The sequence below is a fragment of the Stappia sp. BW2 genome, from assembly GCF_008107695.1.
Classification (GTDB): Bacteria; Pseudomonadota; Alphaproteobacteria; order Rhizobiales; family Stappiaceae; genus Roseibium.
In genome coordinates this window covers 259834-279432 of record NZ_VIRG01000053.1, presented here as the reverse complement: position 1 = coordinate 279432, position 19599 = coordinate 259834, and the positions used below count along the sequence as shown (strand labels likewise).

General features: G+C 60.5%; 21 protein-coding genes. 5 read left to right on the top strand and 16 right to left on the bottom strand.

Annotation, left to right across the window (positions count from 1 at the left end):
• The first annotated feature begins 67 nt into the window (after window positions 1-67).
• From FMN63_RS05585 to FMN63_RS05575, 3 genes are all read left to right on the top strand, one after another.
• Window positions 68-835 (top strand): DUF1013 domain-containing protein, encoded by a 768-nt coding sequence (locus FMN63_RS05585; RefSeq protein WP_148582959.1) that lies wholly within the window; start codon window positions 68-70, stop codon window positions 833-835.
• A gap of 206 nt (window positions 836-1041) precedes the next feature.
• Window positions 1042-1998, top strand: coding sequence for a TAXI family TRAP transporter solute-binding subunit (locus FMN63_RS05580; protein WP_148582958.1), 957 nt, complete (start codon window positions 1042-1044; stop codon window positions 1996-1998).
• A 233-nt stretch (window positions 1999-2231) separates the two neighbouring features.
• Window positions 2232-4025: a TRAP transporter permease gene (locus tag FMN63_RS05575; protein WP_286192546.1), complete on the top strand. Its 1794-nt coding sequence runs from the start codon at window positions 2232-2234 to the stop codon at window positions 4023-4025.
• 10 nt (window positions 4026-4035) lie between these two features.
• On the opposite strand, the gene FMN63_RS05570 is transcribed toward FMN63_RS05575, so the two are convergent.
• The 16 genes from FMN63_RS05570 to tkt all read right to left on the bottom strand — a co-directional run bounded on the left by FMN63_RS05570 (window position 4036) and on the right by tkt (window position 18390).
• Window positions 4036-4284, bottom strand: coding sequence for a DUF1272 domain-containing protein (locus FMN63_RS05570; RefSeq protein ID WP_148582957.1), 249 nt, complete (start codon window positions 4282-4284; stop codon window positions 4036-4038).
• Window positions 4285-4356: 72 nt separating this feature from the next.
• Complete coding sequence (locus FMN63_RS05565; protein ID WP_148582956.1) at window positions 4357-5046, bottom strand: M50 family metallopeptidase; 690 nt, start codon at window positions 5044-5046, stop codon at window positions 4357-4359.
• A 102-nt stretch (window positions 5047-5148) separates the two neighbouring features.
• On the bottom strand, window positions 5149-6189 hold the full coding sequence (locus FMN63_RS05560; protein ID WP_148582955.1) for a peptidoglycan -binding protein: 1041 nt from the start codon (window positions 6187-6189) through the stop codon (window positions 5149-5151).
• Window positions 6190-6192: 3 nt separating this feature from the next.
• On the bottom strand, window positions 6193-7182 hold the full coding sequence (locus FMN63_RS05555; protein ID WP_148582954.1) for a flagellar motor protein MotA: 990 nt from the start codon (window positions 7180-7182) through the stop codon (window positions 6193-6195).
• Window positions 7183-7464: 282 nt separating this feature from the next.
• Window positions 7465-8271: an inositol monophosphatase family protein gene (locus FMN63_RS05550; protein ID WP_148582953.1), complete on the bottom strand. Its 807-nt coding sequence runs from the start codon at window positions 8269-8271 to the stop codon at window positions 7465-7467.
• A 73-nt stretch (window positions 8272-8344) separates the two neighbouring features.
• A complete protein-coding gene (gene efp, locus FMN63_RS05545) occupies window positions 8345-8908 on the bottom strand; it encodes an elongation factor P (RefSeq protein ID WP_148582952.1) in 564 nt (187 codons plus the stop codon).
• A 246-nt stretch (window positions 8909-9154) separates the two neighbouring features.
• On the bottom strand, window positions 9155-10339 hold the full coding sequence (locus tag FMN63_RS05540) for a tetratricopeptide repeat protein (RefSeq protein WP_148582951.1): 1185 nt from the start codon (window positions 10337-10339) through the stop codon (window positions 9155-9157).
• A 14-nt stretch (window positions 10340-10353) separates the two neighbouring features.
• Window positions 10354-10995, bottom strand: a complete 642-nt coding sequence (locus FMN63_RS05535) for a thiamine phosphate synthase (RefSeq protein WP_148582950.1) — start codon at window positions 10993-10995, stop codon at window positions 10354-10356.
• Between the two features lie 116 nt (window positions 10996-11111).
• Window positions 11112-12179: a class II fructose-bisphosphate aldolase gene (gene fba, locus FMN63_RS05530; protein WP_148582949.1), complete on the bottom strand. Its 1068-nt coding sequence runs from the start codon at window positions 12177-12179 to the stop codon at window positions 11112-11114.
• 235 nt (window positions 12180-12414) lie between these two features.
• Complete coding sequence (locus FMN63_RS05525) at window positions 12415-12783, bottom strand: VOC family protein (protein ID WP_148582948.1); 369 nt, start codon at window positions 12781-12783, stop codon at window positions 12415-12417.
• A gap of 25 nt (window positions 12784-12808) precedes the next feature.
• On the bottom strand, window positions 12809-14002 hold the full coding sequence (locus FMN63_RS05520) for a phosphoglycerate kinase (protein WP_148582947.1): 1194 nt from the start codon (window positions 14000-14002) through the stop codon (window positions 12809-12811).
• Window positions 14003-14030: 28 nt separating this feature from the next.
• Window positions 14031-14654 (bottom strand): LysE family translocator, encoded by a 624-nt coding sequence (locus tag FMN63_RS05515; RefSeq protein WP_148582946.1) that lies wholly within the window; start codon window positions 14652-14654, stop codon window positions 14031-14033.
• Window positions 14655-14695: 41 nt separating this feature from the next.
• Window positions 14696-14869: a hypothetical protein gene (locus FMN63_RS29365; RefSeq protein ID WP_153297093.1), complete on the bottom strand. Its 174-nt coding sequence runs from the start codon at window positions 14867-14869 to the stop codon at window positions 14696-14698.
• Between the two features lie 12 nt (window positions 14870-14881).
• The gene (locus tag FMN63_RS05510) at window positions 14882-15079 is read right to left on the bottom strand and encodes a hypothetical protein (protein ID WP_148582945.1); all 198 of its coding nucleotides are present in this window, start codon (window positions 15077-15079) and stop codon (window positions 14882-14884) included.
• A gap of 167 nt (window positions 15080-15246) precedes the next feature.
• Complete coding sequence (gap, locus tag FMN63_RS05505) at window positions 15247-16257, bottom strand: type I glyceraldehyde-3-phosphate dehydrogenase (protein ID WP_148582944.1); 1011 nt, start codon at window positions 16255-16257, stop codon at window positions 15247-15249.
• Between the two features lie 144 nt (window positions 16258-16401).
• On the bottom strand, window positions 16402-18390 hold the full coding sequence (tkt, locus tag FMN63_RS05500) for a transketolase (RefSeq protein ID WP_148582943.1): 1989 nt from the start codon (window positions 18388-18390) through the stop codon (window positions 16402-16404).
• 454 nt (window positions 18391-18844) lie between these two features.
• On the opposite strand from tkt, the gene FMN63_RS05495 reads away from it, so the two are divergent.
• Window positions 18845-19123: a DUF4164 domain-containing protein gene (locus FMN63_RS05495; RefSeq protein ID WP_162854994.1), complete on the top strand. Its 279-nt coding sequence runs from the start codon at window positions 18845-18847 to the stop codon at window positions 19121-19123.
• A 6-nt stretch (window positions 19124-19129) separates the two neighbouring features.
• Window positions 19130-19510, top strand: coding sequence for a cell division protein ZapA (locus FMN63_RS05490; RefSeq protein WP_148582941.1), 381 nt, complete (start codon window positions 19130-19132; stop codon window positions 19508-19510).
• The last annotated feature ends 89 nt before the right edge of the window (window positions 19511-19599 follow it).

Sequence of the window (19599 nt, the reverse complement as noted above, 5' to 3'; positions counted from 1 at the left end):
AAATTGATCAAGGAACACCGCTTTTTCGCCCTGCCAGGCGAGGGAGCAGACGAGAGGAATTTATCTGATGGCGAACACGCCGCTTATGCCGAAGGCAACCGCCGTCTGGCTCGTGGACAACACCGCGCTGAGTTTCACTCAGATCGCCTCCTTCTGCAAACTGCATCCGCTTGAAGTGAAGGCCATTGCCGATGGCGAAGCCGCGCAAGGCATCAAGGGCCTTGACCCGATCCTGACCGGCCAGCTTTCCCGTGAAGAAGTCGAAAAGGCTCAGCGAGACCCGAACTATCAGCTGAAGCTGCAGGGGTCGAAGGTTGTTGTGCCGGAATCCAAGCGCAAGGGACCGCGTTATACGCCTGTGTCCCGTCGTCAGGACCGTCCGAATGCGATTCTGTGGCTGGTGCGCAACCACCCGGAACTGAAGGACGCGCAGATCATGCGTCTTGTCGGCACCACCAAGCCGACCATTGCCGCAATCCGCGACCGGACCCACTGGAACTCCGCCAACCTGACGCCGTCCGACCCGGTCACCCTGGGTCTGTGCAGCCAGCTTGAGCTGGACATGGAAGTCGAAAAGGCGGCGAAGAACGCTCCGTTGCCGGCTGCCGGCGAAGCTAACGAGACCCTGATGTCCGTCGACGACAGCACCAGCGAAGACGCTATTGCGGCCGCTTTCGCGCTTGATGCTTCCAAGCCGATCCAGCGTGAGGAAGAAGAAGAAATCGATGCCGACGCCGTGTTCGCCAAACTGAACTCGCTGAAAAGCGAAGCTCAGGACGAAGGCGAGGAAGACGACGGAAACGGCGAAACCGAGGAAACCGAAGAAAACCGCTGATCGTTTCCTGTTTTCAGCAGATTTCAAAGCCGCCGGCTGGGATCAGCCGGCGGTTTTTATTTGACCCGTCGGGCGTGGATTTCCAGCTTGCGCGCCTAGCGTGCAGAGTGCCGAACTTTCGTAGTGAGGCGTACCCAGATGATGTGAAACGCGTTGCCACGGTGCGGATCACACAATAGTCTGCCTGAAAAATTCGGGAGACGCTCATGACACACAGACTTTTGAAACTTGCCTTTGGCCTGACCCTCGCGTTTGGCACATTCCAGGCCCACGCCGAAACGCGGATCACCTACAAGTCCGCGAAAACCGGATCCTCCTATTACCAGATGGGCGTCCAGATCGCGGAAGCCATCAAGGCCGGCAGCAACGGTGACATGATTGTCACCGTGGAAGAAAGCCAGGGCTCCGTTCAGAACGTGATGGAAGCCAAGGCGCGCGGTGGAGACTATGTGTTCACGACGCCGCCTGTGCTCGTGTCCCTTGCCCAGGGCGGCAAGGCCATGTTCGAGGGCAAGAGCGATCCGAAATTCGACGAAATCCGCGCTCTGTTCCCGATCCCTTCGCTGACCATGCATTTCGTCATGTCGGGCGACAGTGGCGTGACCGACTTTGCCGGAATGGAAGGCAAGACGATCCTGCTCGGCAAAGGCTCTTTCGGGGCAAAGGAAGGCGAGAAATATCTCAAGATGTTCGGTCTGGACGGCAAGGTGAATATAGCCGACGCCGAACTTTCCAACGCCGTTGCCGCGCTCAAGAATGGTCAGATCGACGGTTTCGTAACCGCCGGTTCCTGGCCTGCGCCGAATGTCATCGAGGCTGCCGCTTCCACGGACGTGACGGTGCTTTCGCTCAGCGACGATCAGATTGCTGAAACCAAGCGGTCCAAGCTGGTCATCCCGGCCGGGACCTATGCCGGTCAGGCCGAAGACATTGCCACCACGTCGCTGCCGGTCGTCGCCTTTACGACCACCGCGATGGACGACGATACGGCCTATGCTTTGACCAAGACCTTCTGGGAAGAGAAAGCCAAGATGGGAGAAGAGGCTCCGTGGTGGAACGGTGTCGATCAGGCGCTGATGGCCAACATCACCGGCAAGATCCATCCGGGCGCCGCGCGCTACTATGAAGAAGCGGGCATCGAGTTGACCGACGCCCAGAAATAAGTTGCAGGAACGAGTGCGGGGCGCCATGGCAGGATCTGCCGGAAAGTGGCGCCCCTTGCTGTTCGTGTCGCAAGGCATCGGCCCGGCGAGAGTGTGCGCCGGGCGTTGCCTGGACCTTTCAAAGGTCACTTGTTCCAGCCGGGGGCAGGTGCCTCTCCGACAGATTGAAACCGTGCAAGCGGCTCGTGCACCCATCGGCCGAGCGGCTGCAGAGACAGATAGAATACCTGCCCATGATCAGTGGTGATATCGAGACATCGCCCTTCCAGCGAATGGCCATGCTTCTTCTTGCAGCGGCGCTTGTGGTCTTTCATCTCGGGCTGATCTTTTCCGGCCTGGTGCCGAACCTCGTCAGCCGCCCGCTTCATCTTGCGTTCGCCCTGCCGTGGATCTTCATCTTTGCCAAAGGCGGCTTCATCACGCGTGCCAGCGGTGCAGTCCTGTGCGTTGCGGGGGTGGCTGTCTGCCTTTGGATCGCGGCAAATCAGTCCGCGCTCTCCGATCAATACGGCTTTCTGGAAGGCGACTTTCAGTTCTGGCTGGCGGGCATTCTGCTGCTTGTTGTGCTTGAAGGTGCGCGCCGCGCAATCGGCTGGCCCTTGCCTGTGGTGGCGGCGCTGGCTCTGGCCTATGGCATGTTCGGTCAGTACATTCCGGGCGAGTTCGGCCATTCCGGCACACCGCTTGCCAGTTTTCTCGGCACGCTGACGATTGCCGAAGGCGGTGTCTGGGGAAGCCTGACCGGTGTCTCTGTGGGCGTGGTCGCCATTTTCGTGATCTTCGGTGCCGTTCTCAATGCCGGGGAAGCCGGGCAGGGGTTCATGAATGTCGCCGCTGCCGCGGCCGGGCGGTTGAAAGGCGGCGCGGCCAAGGTGTCCGTGCTGTCCTCCGCGTTGTTCGGGTCCATTTCAGGGTCGGCGTCCGCCAATGTGGCCTCCACGGGCGCAATCACCCTGCCGGCCATGACGCGGCTCGGCTATCCGAAGAAACTGGCGGCAGCCGTCGAGGCCGTGGCCTCTTCCGGTGGCCAGATCATGCCACCTCTGATGGGGGCAGGGGCCTTCGTCATGGTGGAACTCACGCGGGTGCCCTATACCCAGATCATGGCAGCGGCACTGCTGCCCGCAATCCTCTATTTCTTTGCGGTCTGGGTGGGCATCAATGCCTACGCAAAGCGGTATGACCTTGCCGGCATCGACCGGGAAGACCAGCCGCAGATGCGCCAGGTGGCCATCACCTCCGCCTTCTTTCTGGTGCCGTTTACGGTTCTTTTGTGGGGCATGTTCGTTGCGCGCTACACCCCGCAATATGCCGCCTGCATCGCCATTCTGGCCGGATTTGTGCTGCTGTTCTTCAATGCCCGTGGCACTTTTGTAATCAAGGACATTCTGCTGCGGCTGGAGAGTGCCGTTGTCAACGCCGCCCGTCAGGTGTCGGTCATCGCCGCGATCATCGTTTGCGCGTCGATCATCATCGGCGTGCTGGCGATCACTGGTCTCGGCGTCAAGATCACGTCACTGATCCTGTCTGGATCCGGCGGCTATTTGTGGCCGTCTCTCTTCCTGACTGCGCTCGCCTGTCTGATCCTGGGCATGGAAGTGCCGACGACCGCTGCCTATGTGATCTGCGTTTCCGTTGCCGGACCGGCCCTCATGCAGCAGGGGCTGGAGCCCCTGCAGGCGCATCTTTTCGTCTTCTGGTTCGCGCTGCTGTCGACCATCACGCCGCCTGTCTGCGGCGCGGTTTTCATTGCCGCCGGCATGATCGGCGAAAACTGGCTGAAGGTCGCGCTTTCGGCGATGGCGCTGGGCATCGGTCTTTACATCATCCCGCTGGCCATGGTGGCCAATCCGGCGGTGCTGGAGCTTGCGGCCCGTCCGCTGCCGGCGCTGCTCGCTGCGGTCAAGATCGGCCTTGGTCTGGGCCTTGTCTCCTACGCGGTCATCGGGTTCAGGAAGCCCTTGCAGAAACTGGCTGCAGGCGGTGCTGGCCTTCTGGTGATCTTCGTTGGCGGCAATCTGCTTTAGGGGATGAACCCTAGGAGCCCTGGCCACAGCCTTCCGGTTTGAAGATCCGCTGCGTGGAGGCGGGATGGCGCAGCAGGGCTGCGGTCGGCCGGATTGGGCGCTGCTGAAAATTGCCGCCGCAATTTGGGCAGGTGCCCTGCAGCACGTTCGTGGCGCAGTCCGCACAAAACGTGCATTCGAATGTGCAGATGAAGGCCTCTTCAGAGTCCGGCGGAAGGTCCTTGTTGCGGCATTCACAGTTTGGGCGCAGGTCCAGCATGGCGGTCTCCGGTAAGGATTGTCCGCAATAGGTCAGCCCTTGCGAACTGTCAGGTCAAGCAGCAGTCGCAGGCTAGCTCTTTCGGGTGCGGTTGCTGAAATCCACATTGCTGCTGTTCCCGAGCCCGTGCCTGAGACACAGGTAGATGATCGCAAGGCTTGCCAGCAGCCAGAGCCCGCCCCAGAAAATGGTTGGCCCGCCGAACTCTTCCGCCAGCATATAGGCGTCGGAACGGGCGCCCGAGCGGCGGATGGTGTCATCGAAGATGTCAAAGGGCACGTAGAGGATGCTGCTCAGGCCGATGACGCGCAGGATCAGGTCGTTGACCGTGACACTGAGATACCGCGCCGCCGCCAGCATGGCGACGCCAGTGCCAATGCAGAAGGCCAGGGCGAAGAGGTCGCGGACATAGAGCAGGGCGACCAGCAAGGTGAAGGCTCCGAGCAGTCCGAGCACAATGCGGTCCGCGTCGGTCTTCAGCGCAATCATCAGCAGCGCCATGCCGATGGCAAGGGAGCCGAGATATCCGGCAGTCAACGTCAGGAAACGGCTGCCGCCACGCGTGATCGCGTGGCCGCCCTGCCAGGGGGAGAGCGAGATCTCCTCCACCGAACCGCCGGTCAGCAGTGCAGCCAGGGCGTGGGAAAGTTCATGCAGATAGACGATCAGGATCTTCAGAGGCACGACGAGGAACGTGTTCCAGAAGAGGAACATAACCGCTGTGATCAGAATGAGCTGCCAATGGCCTTTGAGGATCTGCATGTGCTTGAAAAGTCTGTCTGGGGGCGGAAAAGTCAAGCAGCTTGTCAGATCAACCGGACAGGACGTGCCACTTGGTTCGGTAATCCAGACGCAAGGCGAGGCTCAGCGTTCCGTCAGCTTCAGCTCGATCCGGCGGTTCTTGGCCAGAGCCTCCGGCGTATCGCCTTCTTGCAGCGGCTGGAATTCACCAAAGCCGGCGGCCACGAGCCGCTTGGGGTCGACGCCGCGTTCGATCAGATAGCGGACCACGGAAATGGCGCGGGCGGCGGAAAGCTCCCAGTTGTTGCGAAGGCGTCCGGTGCCTGACAGGGGGCGGGCGTCGGTGTGGCCGTCGACGCGCAGCACCCAGTTGATCTCGTCCGGGATCTGGGCGCTGAGTTCCTGGATGGCGTCGGCGAGCTTGTCGAGCTCCTGCCGGCCTTCCGGATTGATGTCTTCCTGGCCGCTGTCGAACAGTACTTCTGACTGGAACACGAAGCGGTCGCCGACAACGGAGATGTCGGAGCGTTGGGACAGGATCTCGCGCAGACGGCCGAAGAAGTCCGAGCGATAGCGCGACAGCTCCTGCACGCGCTGCACCAGCGCGGCGTTCAGCCTCTTGCCGAGGCTCGCGATCTTGGCCTGGCTATCGGCTTCCTTCGCCTCGGAGGCTTCAAGGGCAGCGTTGGCGGCAGCTATCTGGCGGCGCAGTGCCGCGATCTGCTGGTTGAGCAGCTCGACCTGGGCAAGGGCCTCCTGGCTGATCTGGCGTTCGTCGTCCAGCAGGTTTTCAAGCTGCGAGGCCCGTCCACCGGCGGCATCAGCGGCACCTGAACTGTTTTCCAGAAGGCCGGTCAGGCGGGTCTGTTCGGCCTGTGCGTCGGAAAGGCTGGCCTGCAGGCCAAGGATGGTGTCCTCAAGCTCTCCGGAGTTGGCGCGCTCCAGCGCCAGAAGCTCGGTCAATTCGCTGATCTGGGCATTGAGCCTGTTCAGCACCGTGTCGCGCCCCGAAAGCTGCTGCGACAGGAAGAACTGGGCGATCATGAAAATGGACAGCAGAAAGATGATGACGAGCAGCAGCGTCGCCATGGCGTCGACGAAACCGGGCCAATAGTCGGTCGACTGAGCCCTGCGGCGGGCGCGCAATGCTGCCAGTCCGGCCATTGTCTACTCCTTCGCGCGGTCGAAAGCAGCAGAAATGGAGGACAGGAGCCCCTCGATGCGTTTTTGTTGTTCGCCCTGGGCTTCGGCCCAGTCGCGCATCATCTGCTGTTCGGAGCGAACGTGTTTGACGAGGCCCTGGATGCCTTCCGCCAGATTGGCCATGGCCTGATTGGCGTTCTTGCTGCCACCGTCCTCGACGCTTTTCTGCAACGCGGAGATCGAGGCCTGTATCTGTTCGACACCCGGCGAATCCGGCGCGTTGAACAGGCTTTCTTCCGGGTCGATGTCGGTGACCGTGGACAGCCAGTCTTCCAGTTCGTTGTAGAACCGGTTCTGCGCCTGTCCGGCCTGCAGATCCAGGAAGCCCAGTACCAGCGAGCCCGTCAGGCCGAAGAGCGAGGACGAGAAGGCTGTGCCCATGCCGGAGAGGGGCGCTTCCAGGCCTGCTTTCAGGTCTTCAAAGATGACGTTGGCATCGCCCGAGCCGACGTCGAGCGACTGGATGGTGGCCCCAACCGAACTGACGGTCTGGAGCAGGCCCCAGAAGGTGCCGAGCAGGCCGAGGAACACCAGAAGGCCGGTGAGGTAGCGCGACATCTCGCGGCTTTCCTCAAGGCGCATGCCGATGGAATCGAGGATCGAGCGGGCGGTGGTTGGCGTCAGGGCCATGTCGCCGGACTTGTTGCCGAGCAAAGCGGCCATCGGTGCCAGGAGCACCGGCGAGCGTGTGTCGAGGCCCGGGTCGCCGATCCGGAAACTGTTGACCCAGGAGATTTCCGGGAACAGGCGGATCACACGGCCAAACAGCAGCAGTATCCCGAACGCGCCGACAAACACGATCAGGCCATTCAGACCCGGGTTGCTCATGAAAGCCGTCGATATCTGCGGGAACAGGATGAAGGCAATGAAGGCAACGATCACCAGAAAGATGATCATGAAGGTCAGATAGGCCCGCGGACTGGACAGGCTGTAGGGGTCGAATTCACGGGCCATATTGCGTTATCAATCACCTGAATTGGACGTAACTGATTGATAGCGTGATTTTTAACGGCTTGGAAACCTCGAATTGCGGAAGAGGGCCGAATAAAGTCTGGAAAGCCCGAAATCAGCGGGTTTTATCCAAAGGGCACTTTGGTCTCGAAGAAGCCTAAACGGCCCATACGGAAAGTCGGGCCACCAGCAAGAGCTGTGGCCGCCATGCCATGAATCGGAGCTGTGACGACCTCCGGAGTGGGTATTCCGGGGCGTGGGGCTTAGGGCGAATGCTCGAAGCGATCAGCCTTGAGCCGGGGCAGCCGCCTTTTTCAGAAGCTGCAGCAGGTATTTGTGAGCAACTTCGTTGCCAGCAACCACATCGCCGCTGTCCAGCATCTTGTGCTTGCCCTGAAGATCGCTGACGAAGCCGCCAGCTTCGCGCACCATCAGAAGGCCGGCCGCGATGTCCCAGGAATTGAGATTGCGCTCCCAGAAGCCGTCGAGGCGGCCGGATGCGGTCCAGGCAAGATCGAGGGCGGCAGCGCCGCAGCGGCGGACGCCTGCCACTTCCGGCATGATGTGGCGCAGTTCGCGCAGGGTGCGGCCATGGTCACCCATCCCGATGAAGGGAAGGCCGGTGCCGAACACCATCTCATGCAGTTCCGAGCGGCCGGCAACGCGCAGACGGCGATCGTTGAGGAAGGCGCCGCGGCCACGCTCCGCGGTGTAGAGCTCGTCCATCACCGGGTTGTAAATGACGCCGGCAACGATCTCGCCAGCCCGTTCCAGGGCGATGGAGGTGGCAAAGATCGGAATGCCGTGCAGGAAGTTGGTGGTGCCGTCGAGCGGGTCGACATGCCAGCGGTGCTGTCCGTCCGTTCCCTCGACTTCGCCGCTTTCTTCCATCACCAGCCCGAATGTCGGGCGGGCCTTGGTCAGCTCGGCACGCACGATGTCCTCGGCGCGGCGGTCTGCAGCCGAGACGAAATCGCCGGGTCCCTTGCGGGACACCTGAAGGTTTTCAACTTCACCGAAATCGCGAACCAGAGAGCGTCCGGCTTTCGTTGCGGCTTGAACCATCACGTTGAGGAGAGCTGTGCGGGCCATTTTTCGTCACTTGTTGTTGGGCGCCGCCCGGCGAAATCCGGGCGCGCCAGTTTGAAGTCTTGCCGGTCGGAGATCAGTCCGCGCGGCGGACGTATTCCAGAGAGCCGGTGTCGACGATGATCTTTTCGCCAGCCGTGATGAACGGCGGAACCATGACGCGCACACCGTTTTCCATCAGTGCGGGCTTGTAGGACGACGACTGGGTCTGGCCCTTCACCACCGCGTCGGCTTCCCGGATTTCCAGGGTGACGAACTGCGGCAGGGTGATGCCGATCGGACGCTCTTCATGCAGCTCTACGGTCACCATCATGCCGTCCTGCAGGAAGGCGGCACGGTCGCCGACGAAATCAGCCTGAAGTTCCAGCTGCTCGTAGGTTTCCGTGTCCATGAAGATCAGCATGTCTTCCTGGGTGTAGAGATACTGGAAGTCTTTTTGTTCCAGGCGGACGCGCTCGACCTTGTCTTCGGAGCGGAAACGCTCGTTGAGCTTGCGGCCATCGAGCAGGTTTTTCATTTCAACCTGTGCGAAGGCGCCGCCTTTGCCTGGCTTGACGTGTTGGACTTTGACAACCGCCCAAAGCGTGTCCTGGTGCTGAAGCACGTTACCGGGCTTAATTTCGTTTCCGTTGATTTTCATGGAACGACCGACTGTTTGATTTGTTTGGATCGCAAGATCTGTTGACCATTGGAAATCTGCCGCGTTCGATGGGGTTACCACCCAAACCACGACAAAACTCCAAAACTCAACAGAACCTGTAGCAGGGCGGTGACCGGCGGGACGCCGGTGCGCCTGAATTTTGCTCGCGCCTGTCCACCACAAAAGCCGGTGGAGTTCAAGGAAAAAAGGCAAACAGCCTTACGATTGCGGGCTTCGGCGCAAGGTTTACGGAGATTCCGTCCCGGGCTCCTGTGACGGAGCCATCAATGTGGCCGAATATTGTTCGGCAAGCTTGCGCGCTTCGTCCATCGTGGTCTCGTCCAGGCTCTCGACAATCCTGTCGAGCGAGAAATCCGAAACGCCGAGTGTTCTGGCAATCAGGTGCCAGCCTGCGGCGGCGGCGAAATCCTGCTCCCGTCCGCGGCCATAGGCATAGACCCGCGCCAGCCGGTTCATCGCGACCGGGTTGCCTGCTGTGGCGGCACGCTCGAACCAGTCCGCGGCTTCCGCCTCGTTCGGATCCACGCCTTTGCCCTGGAACCTCAGGATGCCGTAATAGACCTGTGCGGACGTGTGCCCGCGGCGGGCCGCGCGCCCCAGCCAGAACGCGCCAAGCCCGGGGTCGTTCAGGCCGGTCTGCGCTTCCAGATAAGACAGGCCAAGCGCATATTGGGCCTCGGGATCGTTGAGCTTGGCCGCTTGTTCCAGAAGCTCGCGCGATTTCTCCTCATTGAAGGGACGGCCTTCGCCTTCCTGGTAGAGCAGGGCGAGATTGTAGAGCGCGGACGCATTACCAGCGTCGGCCGCTTCTTCGAAAAGATCGGCCGCCTTCTTCTTGTCGACCTCGACTCCGGTGCCCAGCAAATAGAGCTGAGCCAACTGCATGGCGGAGCCGGTGTCGCCCTGTGCGGCGGCCAGGCTGTACCAGTCGGCAGCCTTGGCCCTGTCCTGGTGAATGCCAAGCCCGGCTTCGTGCAGCACACCCAGCAGGGCCTGGGCCGCCTTGTCGCCTTCTTCCGCAAGCGGGGTCGCCAGACCGAGCGCGGTCAGGAACCAGCCACGCTGGAACGCGGCATAAGCGGTTTCAGCGGTGGCGACAGTCCCTTCGTCCAGTTTTGGCGGGCCCGCGTCAACGATGCTCAGAAGCGTCTTGTCCTTGGTCGTGACGTCGATCAGGACCGGTAACGGCTTGCCGTCCGCATCTGTCGGCGTTTCCACCTTGGGGGCCGCGCCATCGTCTTTCGTCGTTTCGCTGGTACCGGCATTTTCCTGTGGCTTAGCCTGGGCCTGCGCCTGGGCCTGAGCGGGAGACGACGGCGCGAATGAGAACACCCCGGCTGCCAACAGCCCTGCGGCCATCAGAGATGGGGCGATAAGTTTCCGGCGTAGGCTCGTTTCAGGTGTCGGCATGCATCCAGCTCGGGCTATTCGGCTTCAGGAAAGGGATGGGCGTCCAGAATACGGTTTGCTTCGGCGATAACAGTAGAAATCTCTTCGGTGCTTTGCCAGACGGCATCCTTCACGGCGACGAAATCCGCTCCGGTCGCGGCAACCTCTGCCAGCGTGTCGAGCGTGTTGCCGGCAAGCGCAACACAGGGTGTTTCGAACAGTTCCGCCCACCACGACGCGCTGGCCAGGGTCCTGTCGTGGGCCTGCGCCTTTTCAGGCAGATCAAGCTTGCCGAACAAGATGTAATCGACCCCGGTTTCGGCCCATTCCATGGAATCGTGTTTCAGCTTGGTGCCACCGGTGCCGACGATACGATCGGGTTTGAAGCTTTCCACTGCCAGCTTCAGGTCTTCCAGCGATGTGTCGACATGAACGCCGTCGGCTCCGCTGCGGCCGGCCGCCTGGGTGTCGCGGTAGATGATGGCCGCCGCGCCGCCTTCCTGAATGATCGGAACAAGCTCGCTTGCAGCGGCCTGCAGATCTTTGGTGCTGGCGCTGGGCCGGTAAACCATCACGCAAGCGATGTCACCGCCGGTGAAGGCCTGTTTGAGCTTGGCCGCCATATCGGCGGTGTCAAATTCCGGCGGCGTCACGAGAAAGAGGCGGGGACGGTTCACTTGTGCGGTCCTGATTGATGTCTGATCGGGATTTTGTCCCTAAAGACGGCGAAAGAGGGACGCAAGGCCCCTCTTTCAAGAAAGTGAAAGAATTTCTGTGCCGGTCCGGCCGAAAATCACGCGATCTTCGGATCCAGTTCGCCACTCTGATAGCGTTTGGCCATATCGGCAAGCGTAATGGTTTTCTTGATCTTGGACGCCTGACCTGCGGTGTTGAAGGCTTCCAGTCGCTCGACGCACAGCTTCTGCATGGCATCGCGGGCAGGCTTCAGATATTTGCGCGGATCGAATTCGCCCGGGTTTTCGCTCAGGATCTTGCGGATCTGGCCGGTCATCGCCATGCGGTTGTCGGTGTCGATGTTGACCTTGCGCACGCCATTCTTGATGCCGCGCTGGATTTCTTCCACCGGCACACCCCAGGTCTGCGGCATCTCGCCACCGTACTGGTTGATGATGTCCTGCAGGTCCTGCGGCACGGAGGACGACCCATGCATGACAAGGTGGGTTTCCGGCAGACGGCGGTGAATTTCCTCGATCACATGCATGGCGAGGATGTCGCCGTCCGGCTTGCGGGTGAACTTGTAGGCGCCGTGGCTGGTGCCCATGGCGATGGCCAGTGCGTCGACCTTGGTTTCCTGGACGAACTTGACGGCTTCCTCAGGGTCAGTCAGCAGCTGCTCCTGGCTGAGCTTGCCTTCCGCGCCGTGGCCGTCTTCCTTGTCGCCCATGCCGGTTTCCAGAGATCCCAGAACGCCGAGTTCGCCCTCGACGGAGATGCCGCCCAGATGGGACATGTCGGTCACGGTCTTGGTGACGCCGACGTTGTAATCCCAGTTTGCCGGGGTCTTGCCGTCGGCTTCCAGCGAGCCATCCATCATCACCGAGGTGAAACCGGCCTGGATGGCGGTCATGCAGGTCTGCGGTGCGTTGCCGTGGTCCAGATGCACGCAGACCGGAATGTGCGGAAAGATTTCCACGACCGCGTCCATCATGTGCTTCAGCATCACGTCGTGAGCATAGGACCTTGCACCGCGGGAGGCCTGGATGATGACCGGCGCATCGGTCTGGTCGGCCGCTGCCATGATCGCCAGCGCCTGCTCCATGTTGTTGATGTTGAATGCCGGAGCGCCGTAGTCGTGTTCAGCGGCATGATCAAGAAGCTGGCGGAGGGTGATACGTGCCATCAAAAATCTCCTGAGGAAGCGGTTCCGTTTAGCCGACAAGGCTTGCGAAAAATCTCGACACCTATTTTGCGGTGCGTCAAGTCCCGGTCGTTCTAGCAAGATTTTCAGCCATGAACAGAGGGTCGCGGCCGCCTAAATCAATTAAAACACAAGGGCCTGCCGGAAAACGCGCTGTCAGATTTAATTCGCGGATCGAATTAAATTGAGGCGTTCAAACTGCCCGGCCCGTGACAGCTTAAACCGGCGAACTGATATCGACAAACGTTCCGGCCGGATCCCTGACAATCATCCGCATCTGGCCATAGGGCATTTCACGCGGTGCCTCGACCACATTCACACCAAGCGCCTGGGCGCGTTCGTAGACCTCAGCGCAATCGTTGACGACAAATGTGAGGATCACTCCGGCGGTGGCTCGCTGCGCACGGGCCGGGACAATCTCGCTTGTCTGTTTCAGGATGCCGAGTTCGAGGGAAGGGTTTTCCGCATCTGCCAGACTGACGAACCAGTCGGACTCGAATTGCGGCTTCATGGCCAACAGATCCTGGTAAAAGGCCGCCGTTGCGGCGACCTCCTCGGTCAGAATATTGGTGAAACAGCGCTGCATTGCGATTCCCTGTCCCTTGAAGCCGTCAGCCTTCGAGTGCCTTTACGCCCGGAAGTTCCTTGCCTTCCAGCCATTCCAGGAAAGCACCGCCGGCGGTGGACACATAGGAGAAGTCGTCCGCCGCGCCAGCATGATTGAGCGCTGCAACGGTGTCGCCGCCTCCAGCCACGGAGTTCAGCTTGCCTGCCTTTGTGTTGGCCGCGGCATGCTTGGCTGCCGCAACGGTTGCGGTATCGAAGGGTGCGATCTCGAAGGCGCCCAGCGGGCCGTTCCAGACGAGGGTCTTGGCAGCATCGATCTTGGATTTCACGGTCTCGATGGAGGCCGCACCCACGTCCAGAATCATGCCGTCTGCCGGAATGGCGTCGAGCGCGACGGTTTCGTTTTCCGCACCGGCCTTGAATTCCTTCGCCACGACGGCATCGGCCGGAAGGACGATCTCGCAACCGGCCTTGTCGGCTGCGGTCATGATGCGTTTCGCCGTTTCCGCAAGATCATGCTCGCACAGAGACTTGCCGACATCCGTTCCCTTTGCGGCAAGGAAGGTGTTGGCCATGCCGCCGCCGATCACCAGCATGTCGACCCTGGTCACAAGGTTTTCCAGGAGATCGATCTTGGAAGAAACCTTCGCACCCCCCACCACGGCGAGAACCGGACGGACCGGATTACCGAGTGCGGAGCCGAGGGCTTCCAGTTCGGCCTGCATGGTGCGTCCGGCATAGGCGGGCAGCAGCCGGGCAATGCCTTCGGTGGAGCCGTGGGCCCGGTGTGCGGCCGAAAAGGCGTCGTTGACGTAGATATCGCCATTGGCGGCAAGAGCCTTGGCAAAGTCCGGGTCGTTCTTTTCCTCGCCTGCATGGTAGCGGGTGTTTTCCAGGAGCAGGACATTGCCGTCGGCCATGACGTCGACAGCATCCTTCGCGGCCTCGCCGATGCAGTCGTCTGCAAAGGCCACGGGTTTGCCGAGCAGGCCGGCGACCGCCGATGCGACCGGGCCGAGCGACATGTCGGCAACGCGCTCCCCTTTTGGTCGACCGAAGTGGGCCAGCAAAATGACCTTGGCCTTCTTGTCGGACAGCTCGCGGATGGTCGGCAGAACGCGTTCGATACGGGTCGTATCCGTCACCTTGCTGCCATCCATCGGCACGTTGAGGTCGACACGGACCAGAACACGTTTGCCGGCAATGTCAGTCAGATCATCGAGAGTTTTGAAAGCCATTGAATTACCTATTGGGAAGCACCTGTCATCAAGGACGGCTGGAGTTTGTGGAAACGGCGATACCGATACCGAACAAGGTCAGCAGAATGCCGAAAGAGCGCTCCATCCAGAGCTTGGCATGCATGAACTTGAGGCGCACGGCAGGCAGGGTGAAGAAGAAGGTTACCAGGACGAACCACAGGAACACGCCGCCGGCCATGATCACGCCGTAGCCGATCTGGGTCCAGAGCGGCGTTGCGGGAGAGGTCACCTGCAGGAAAACCGACAGGGCGAACATGGTTGCCTTCGGATTGGTCACATTTGTGAAGAACCCCCAGCGGAGCGCGCGGAAGGGGGACATTCCGGACAGGGCACCGTCGGCCGGCATCTCCTTCGATGCCGTGCGGTACATGGTGACGCCCAGGAAAACGAGGTAGGCCGCGCCGATCAGCTTCAACGCGTTGAAGAGCAGGATCGACTGGGAAACGATCAGGCCGATGCCCGCCAGCGCGTAAGTGACATGAACGCCGAGCGCGAGCGCGATGCCGAGCGCAGTCATGATACCGGCGAGACGTCCGCCGATGAGAGCGTTGCGGAGGACGACGGCAAAATCTGGCCCGGGAACGATTGCGACCACGACGGTCAGCGAAATGACAGTAAGCAGTTCGATCAAAAAGGAAAACTCCGGGAAGGGAAAAATGTGGTTTTGGAAGGTTAGTGATCAGGCGGTGTTTGAAGGTTGGCCATCGTTTCGGTCTTCTGGCCATCCACATCCGGCTGCCAGCTCCGTTTTGTGTTTCCTGAGGAGCGTTCCTTCGACCGTTCGACGAAATAGAAGCCGACGCCGATCAGCACAATAAATCCGAAAAGAAATGTCAGAGTGGTCATTTTCCGGACCCTTCAATTGGTGTCAGGAATTTCCGGGCGGAAATTCGGCTTTTGGGAGACGTCGGTATTGTAGCTGTCAAGGACAGGCTCCGAGTCCCGATCTGAAGGGGGGCGTTCCTTGTCCCTCTTCAAATCAACCCAGTAGTAGCCGAAACCTACCAGGCAACCAACTGTAAACAATGACCCAATTATGACCAGCAAGGCAGTCATGATGGCGTCTCCAGGACTGAACTGCGCGTTTCTGCAGTTCCAGTCTACATGACCTTTGCCCTGGAGCTATGCCTGAAATGAAAATCGTATTGTGGTCTCGCCGGACCTGGCGTCCGTGCCGACCAAAAAAAGACGCCGGATAATCCGGCGTCTTTTGGAAGCAACAATCAGATGAGCTTTGCCATTGCCACGGCCGTGTCGGCCATGCGGTTGGAGAAGCCCCACTCGTTGTCGTACCAGGTCAGGATGCGCACGAAGGTGCCGTCCATGACCTTGGTCTGGTCGCAATGGAAGACCGAGGAGTGGCTGTCATGGTTGAAGTCCATGGACACCAGCTTGTCTTCGGTGTAGCCGAGCACGCCCTTCAGCTTGCCATTGGCGGCGGACTTGATGGCTTCGTTGATCTCCTCAACGGTGGTGTCGCGCTTGGCGATGAAGTTCAGGTCGACCACGGAAACGTTCGGGGTCGGAACGCGGATGGCGACACCATCCATCTTGCCGGCCAGTTCCGGCAACACCAGGCCGACGGCCTTTGCAGCGCCGGTCGAGGTCGGGATCATGGACATGGCCGCGGCGCGGGCGCGGTAGAGATCCTTGTGCATGGTGTCCAGGGTCGGCTGGTCACCCGTATAGGAGTGGATCGTGGTCATGAAGCCTTTTTCGATGCCGATGGCTTCGTTCAGCACATAGGCGACCGGGGACAGGCAGTTGGTGGTGCAGGACGCGTTGGAAACCACCAGGTCGTTGGCGGTCAGCGCATCGTGGTTGACGCCGTAGACGATGGTCTTGTCGGCACCGTCGGCCGGAGCGGAGACCAGAACGCGCTTGGCGCCGGCTTCCAGATGCATGGAGGCCTTTTCCTTGGCGGTGAAGATGCCGGTGCATTCCATGGCGATTTCGACACCGAGTTCGCCCCAGGGCAGTTCCTTCGGATCGCGAATCGCTGTCACTTTGATCGGCTTGCCACCGCCAACGGAAATGGTGTCGCCGTCGACCTTGACCTCTGCCGGGAAACGGCCGTGAACGCTGTCATAGCGCAGCAGGTGCGCGTTGGTCTCGACCGGGCCGAGGTCGTTGATTGCAACGACTTCAATGTCGGTGCGGCCGGATTCGACGATGGCGCGCAGCACGTTGCGGCCGATGCGTCCAAATCCATTGATTGCTATCTTGGTTACCATAATCCACTCCCGCAATCTTCGGTGGGCCCCATTCGGAGCTAAACCGATTTAAAGACCACTCACTGTGGTCACTTGATGAGCAGCTTAGTGCTCGAAAGGCCCGGCACCATAGGGGGAATTCGTGGTGCCGGGAATTGATCTAGGTTAAACGCTGAGCTTTGCCTTGGCAGCTGCGACGACGGCGTCCGCCGTGATGCCGAAATGCTCGTAGAGTTCCTTGTAAGGACCACTCGCGCCAAAGCCGGACATGCCGACAAAGATGCCGTCGGAATCGATGAAACGGTCCCAACCCATGCGGATGCCGGCTTCAACGGCAATCTTGACCGGGCTGTTGCCGATAACGGCGGCCTTGTAGTCGTCGGATTGAGCTTCGAACAGTTCGAACGATGGCACAGACACCACGCGCACGGCAATGCCGGCTGCGCTCAGGTCCTTATGTGCATCAACCGCGATCTCCACTTCCGAACCGGTCGCGAAGATGGTTACGGCTGCGTCGTCGTCGCTGTCGATCAGCACATAGGCGCCCTTGGCGCAGAGGTTGTCTTCCTCATAGCTCTTGCGCAGTGACGGCAGATTCTGGCGGGTCAGGGCCAGGACCGACGGTCCGTCACGGTTTTCCAGCGACAGCTGCCAGCACTCGAGGGTCTCGGTGATGTCGGCCGGGCGGAAGAAGGCCAGGTTCGGAATCGCGCGCAGGGCGGCGAAATGTTCCACCGGCTGGTGGGTCGGACCATCTTCGCCAAGACCGATGGAGTCGTGGGTCATGACATGAATGACCCGCTGGCCCATGAGCGCTGCAAGGCGGATCGACGGACGGCAGTAATCGGAAAAGATCAGGAAGCCGCCGGAATAGGGGATCAGGCCGCCATGCAGAGCCATGCCGTTCATGGCTGCCGCCATGCCGTGTTCGCGAATGCCGTAGTGAATGTACCGGCCGGAGAAATCGTCCGGTATGACCGGTTCGGTCTGCGAGGTCTTGGTGTTGTTGGACCCGGTCAGGTCGGCAGAGCCGCCGATGGTTTCCGGCACGACTTCGTTGATGACGGTCAGAACAGCTTCGGACGCCTTGCGGGTCGCCATGGTGGGCTGTTCGTCGGCGAGCTTTTTCTTGTAGTCCAGAACGGCCTTGCTGAAGCCGGCCGGCAGATCGCCACGGTTGCGGCGCTCGAATTCCGCACGGGTCTCGGCATCGGCCTCGGCAAACCGCTTCTGCCAATCCTTGTGAGCCTGGGCAGAGCGCAGGCCGGCGATGCGCCAGGCATCCAGAATGTCGCTCGGAACTTCAAACGCCTCGTGCGGCCAGTTAAGCGCGGCGCGGGTGAGGGAAATCTCTTCGGCACCAAGCGGCGAGCCATGGACCTTCGCGGTGCCGGACTTGTTCGGAGCGCCAAAGCCGATGGTGGTCTTGGCTGCAATCAGGGTCGGGCGATCGCTGGCCTGGGCCTGGCGGATCGCTGCGGAGATGGCAACCGGATCGTGACCGTCGACGCTGAGCGTGTTCCAGCCAGAGGCGGCAAAACGGGCCTGCTGATCGGTAGAATCGGTGATCTCGACCTTGCCGTCGATGGAAATGCCGTTGTTGTCCCAGATGACGATCAGCTTGTTGAGCTTCAGATGGCCCGCCAGCGACAGGGCTTCCTGGCTGATGCCTTCCATGAGGCAGCCGTCACCGGCCAGCACATAGGTGTAGTGATCGACAAGGTTTTCACCAAAACGGTTGGACTGCAGGCGTTCGGCGATCGCCATGCCGACCGCGTTGCCCAGACCCTGGCCGAGCGGCCCGGTGGTGGTCTCGATGCCGGCGCCGTGGCCGTATTCCGGGTGGCCCGCAGTGCGCGCGCCGAGCTGACGGAAATTCTTCAGCTCGTCGAGAGAGAAATCTTCATAGCCGAGCAGATACAGCAGGCCGTAAAGCAGCATGGAGCCGTGACCTGCGGACAGAACGAAGCGGTCGCGGTCGGCCCAGTTCGGGGAGGTCGGATCGAATTTCAGGAATTCGGTGAAAAGAACTGTCGCGATATCCGCAGCGCCCATCGGCAGGCCTGGGTGACCGGAATTAGCCTTCTCCACGGCATCGATGGCAAGAAAGCGGATCGCATTTGCCATGCGCTGGTGTTTGTCAAGATCGGTCATCGTCGTTCCGTTGCTTGCTTTGGAGCCCCCCTTGGCCGCAGCAGGGCGCTCGGCAAGGTTGTTTTGAGGTGCGATGCTCAAGAATTAACTTTCGTCAATTTCGAACAAGCGCCAGACAAATATCAGGAACCGCACCCGAGTCAATAAAGCTGCTTTGGGTCTCTTGCGCGCACCGGCGGGGAATAATTTTTCCGATCACACGTTATAGAGTTGAGGATTCTGCCAATGCTGGCATTGACTGGAAGAAGTTGCGGCGCCTAAGCTCGGCGCTCTAACGAAGATTTGCTTTTTCGCCGTGAAACGTGCTTGGCCACACATTTCCCGAAATGTCCGTAATTTGAGCAGCAATTCCAAGGTCGAAAGCGCAAAATCTCCAGTCTGACCTGGGAAGGAATGGGCGGACCGCCGCAGAAGAACGATTGGGACGACGTAATTAATGGCGGATGTCGACTGCATGGAAAAGACCAGCCTGGCCGATGCGGTAAAGCGTCTGGACAAAGCCGTCGGTAGTCTCGAAGCGGCCGTCCAGCGGCGCCTTGACGCAGACAGGTCACTGAATGCCCTGCAGGACGATCTGCAGCGACTCGGCGAAGACCGCTCCCAATTGGCAGCCTCACTCGATGAAAGCGAAGCCCGGGCTTCGCGGCTGGAAGAAGCCAACCGGGATGTGTCCCGGCGGCTCGTCTCGGCGATGGAAACCATTCGCAGCGTGCTCGACGCGCACGGAGGCTAGGCGGAAATGGCTCAAATCACGGTTACCATCAACGGAAAATCCTTCCGTATGGCCTGCGACGACGGCGAGGAAGAGCGCCTGATGGGCCTTGCCGCGCGCTTCGACGGCTGGATCAACGACCTGAGAGGGGCCTTCGGCGAAATCGGCGACCAGCGCCTGACGGTGATGGCAGGCATCATGGCGGCCGACCAGCTTTCAGAGCTGGAGCGCAAGGTTGCCGGGCTTGAAGAGCAACTGGCAGACGCCAGGAAACAGCAGGTGGCCGCGCTCGACAACATGAGCCATAACGAGGAAGAGCTGTCGCGGGCCGTCAACACGGCCGCAGCGCGCATCGAAAGCCTTGCGGATGGCCTGTCCAAGAGTTTGCGCGCCCAGGACAACGCCTGAGGCGGTCGCCGGATCGGCATCTTGCAGCAAAGGCTGCGTATGTTCACACCAGCCAATTTCAAGAAACTTCGTTTGTGATGAATCTCATG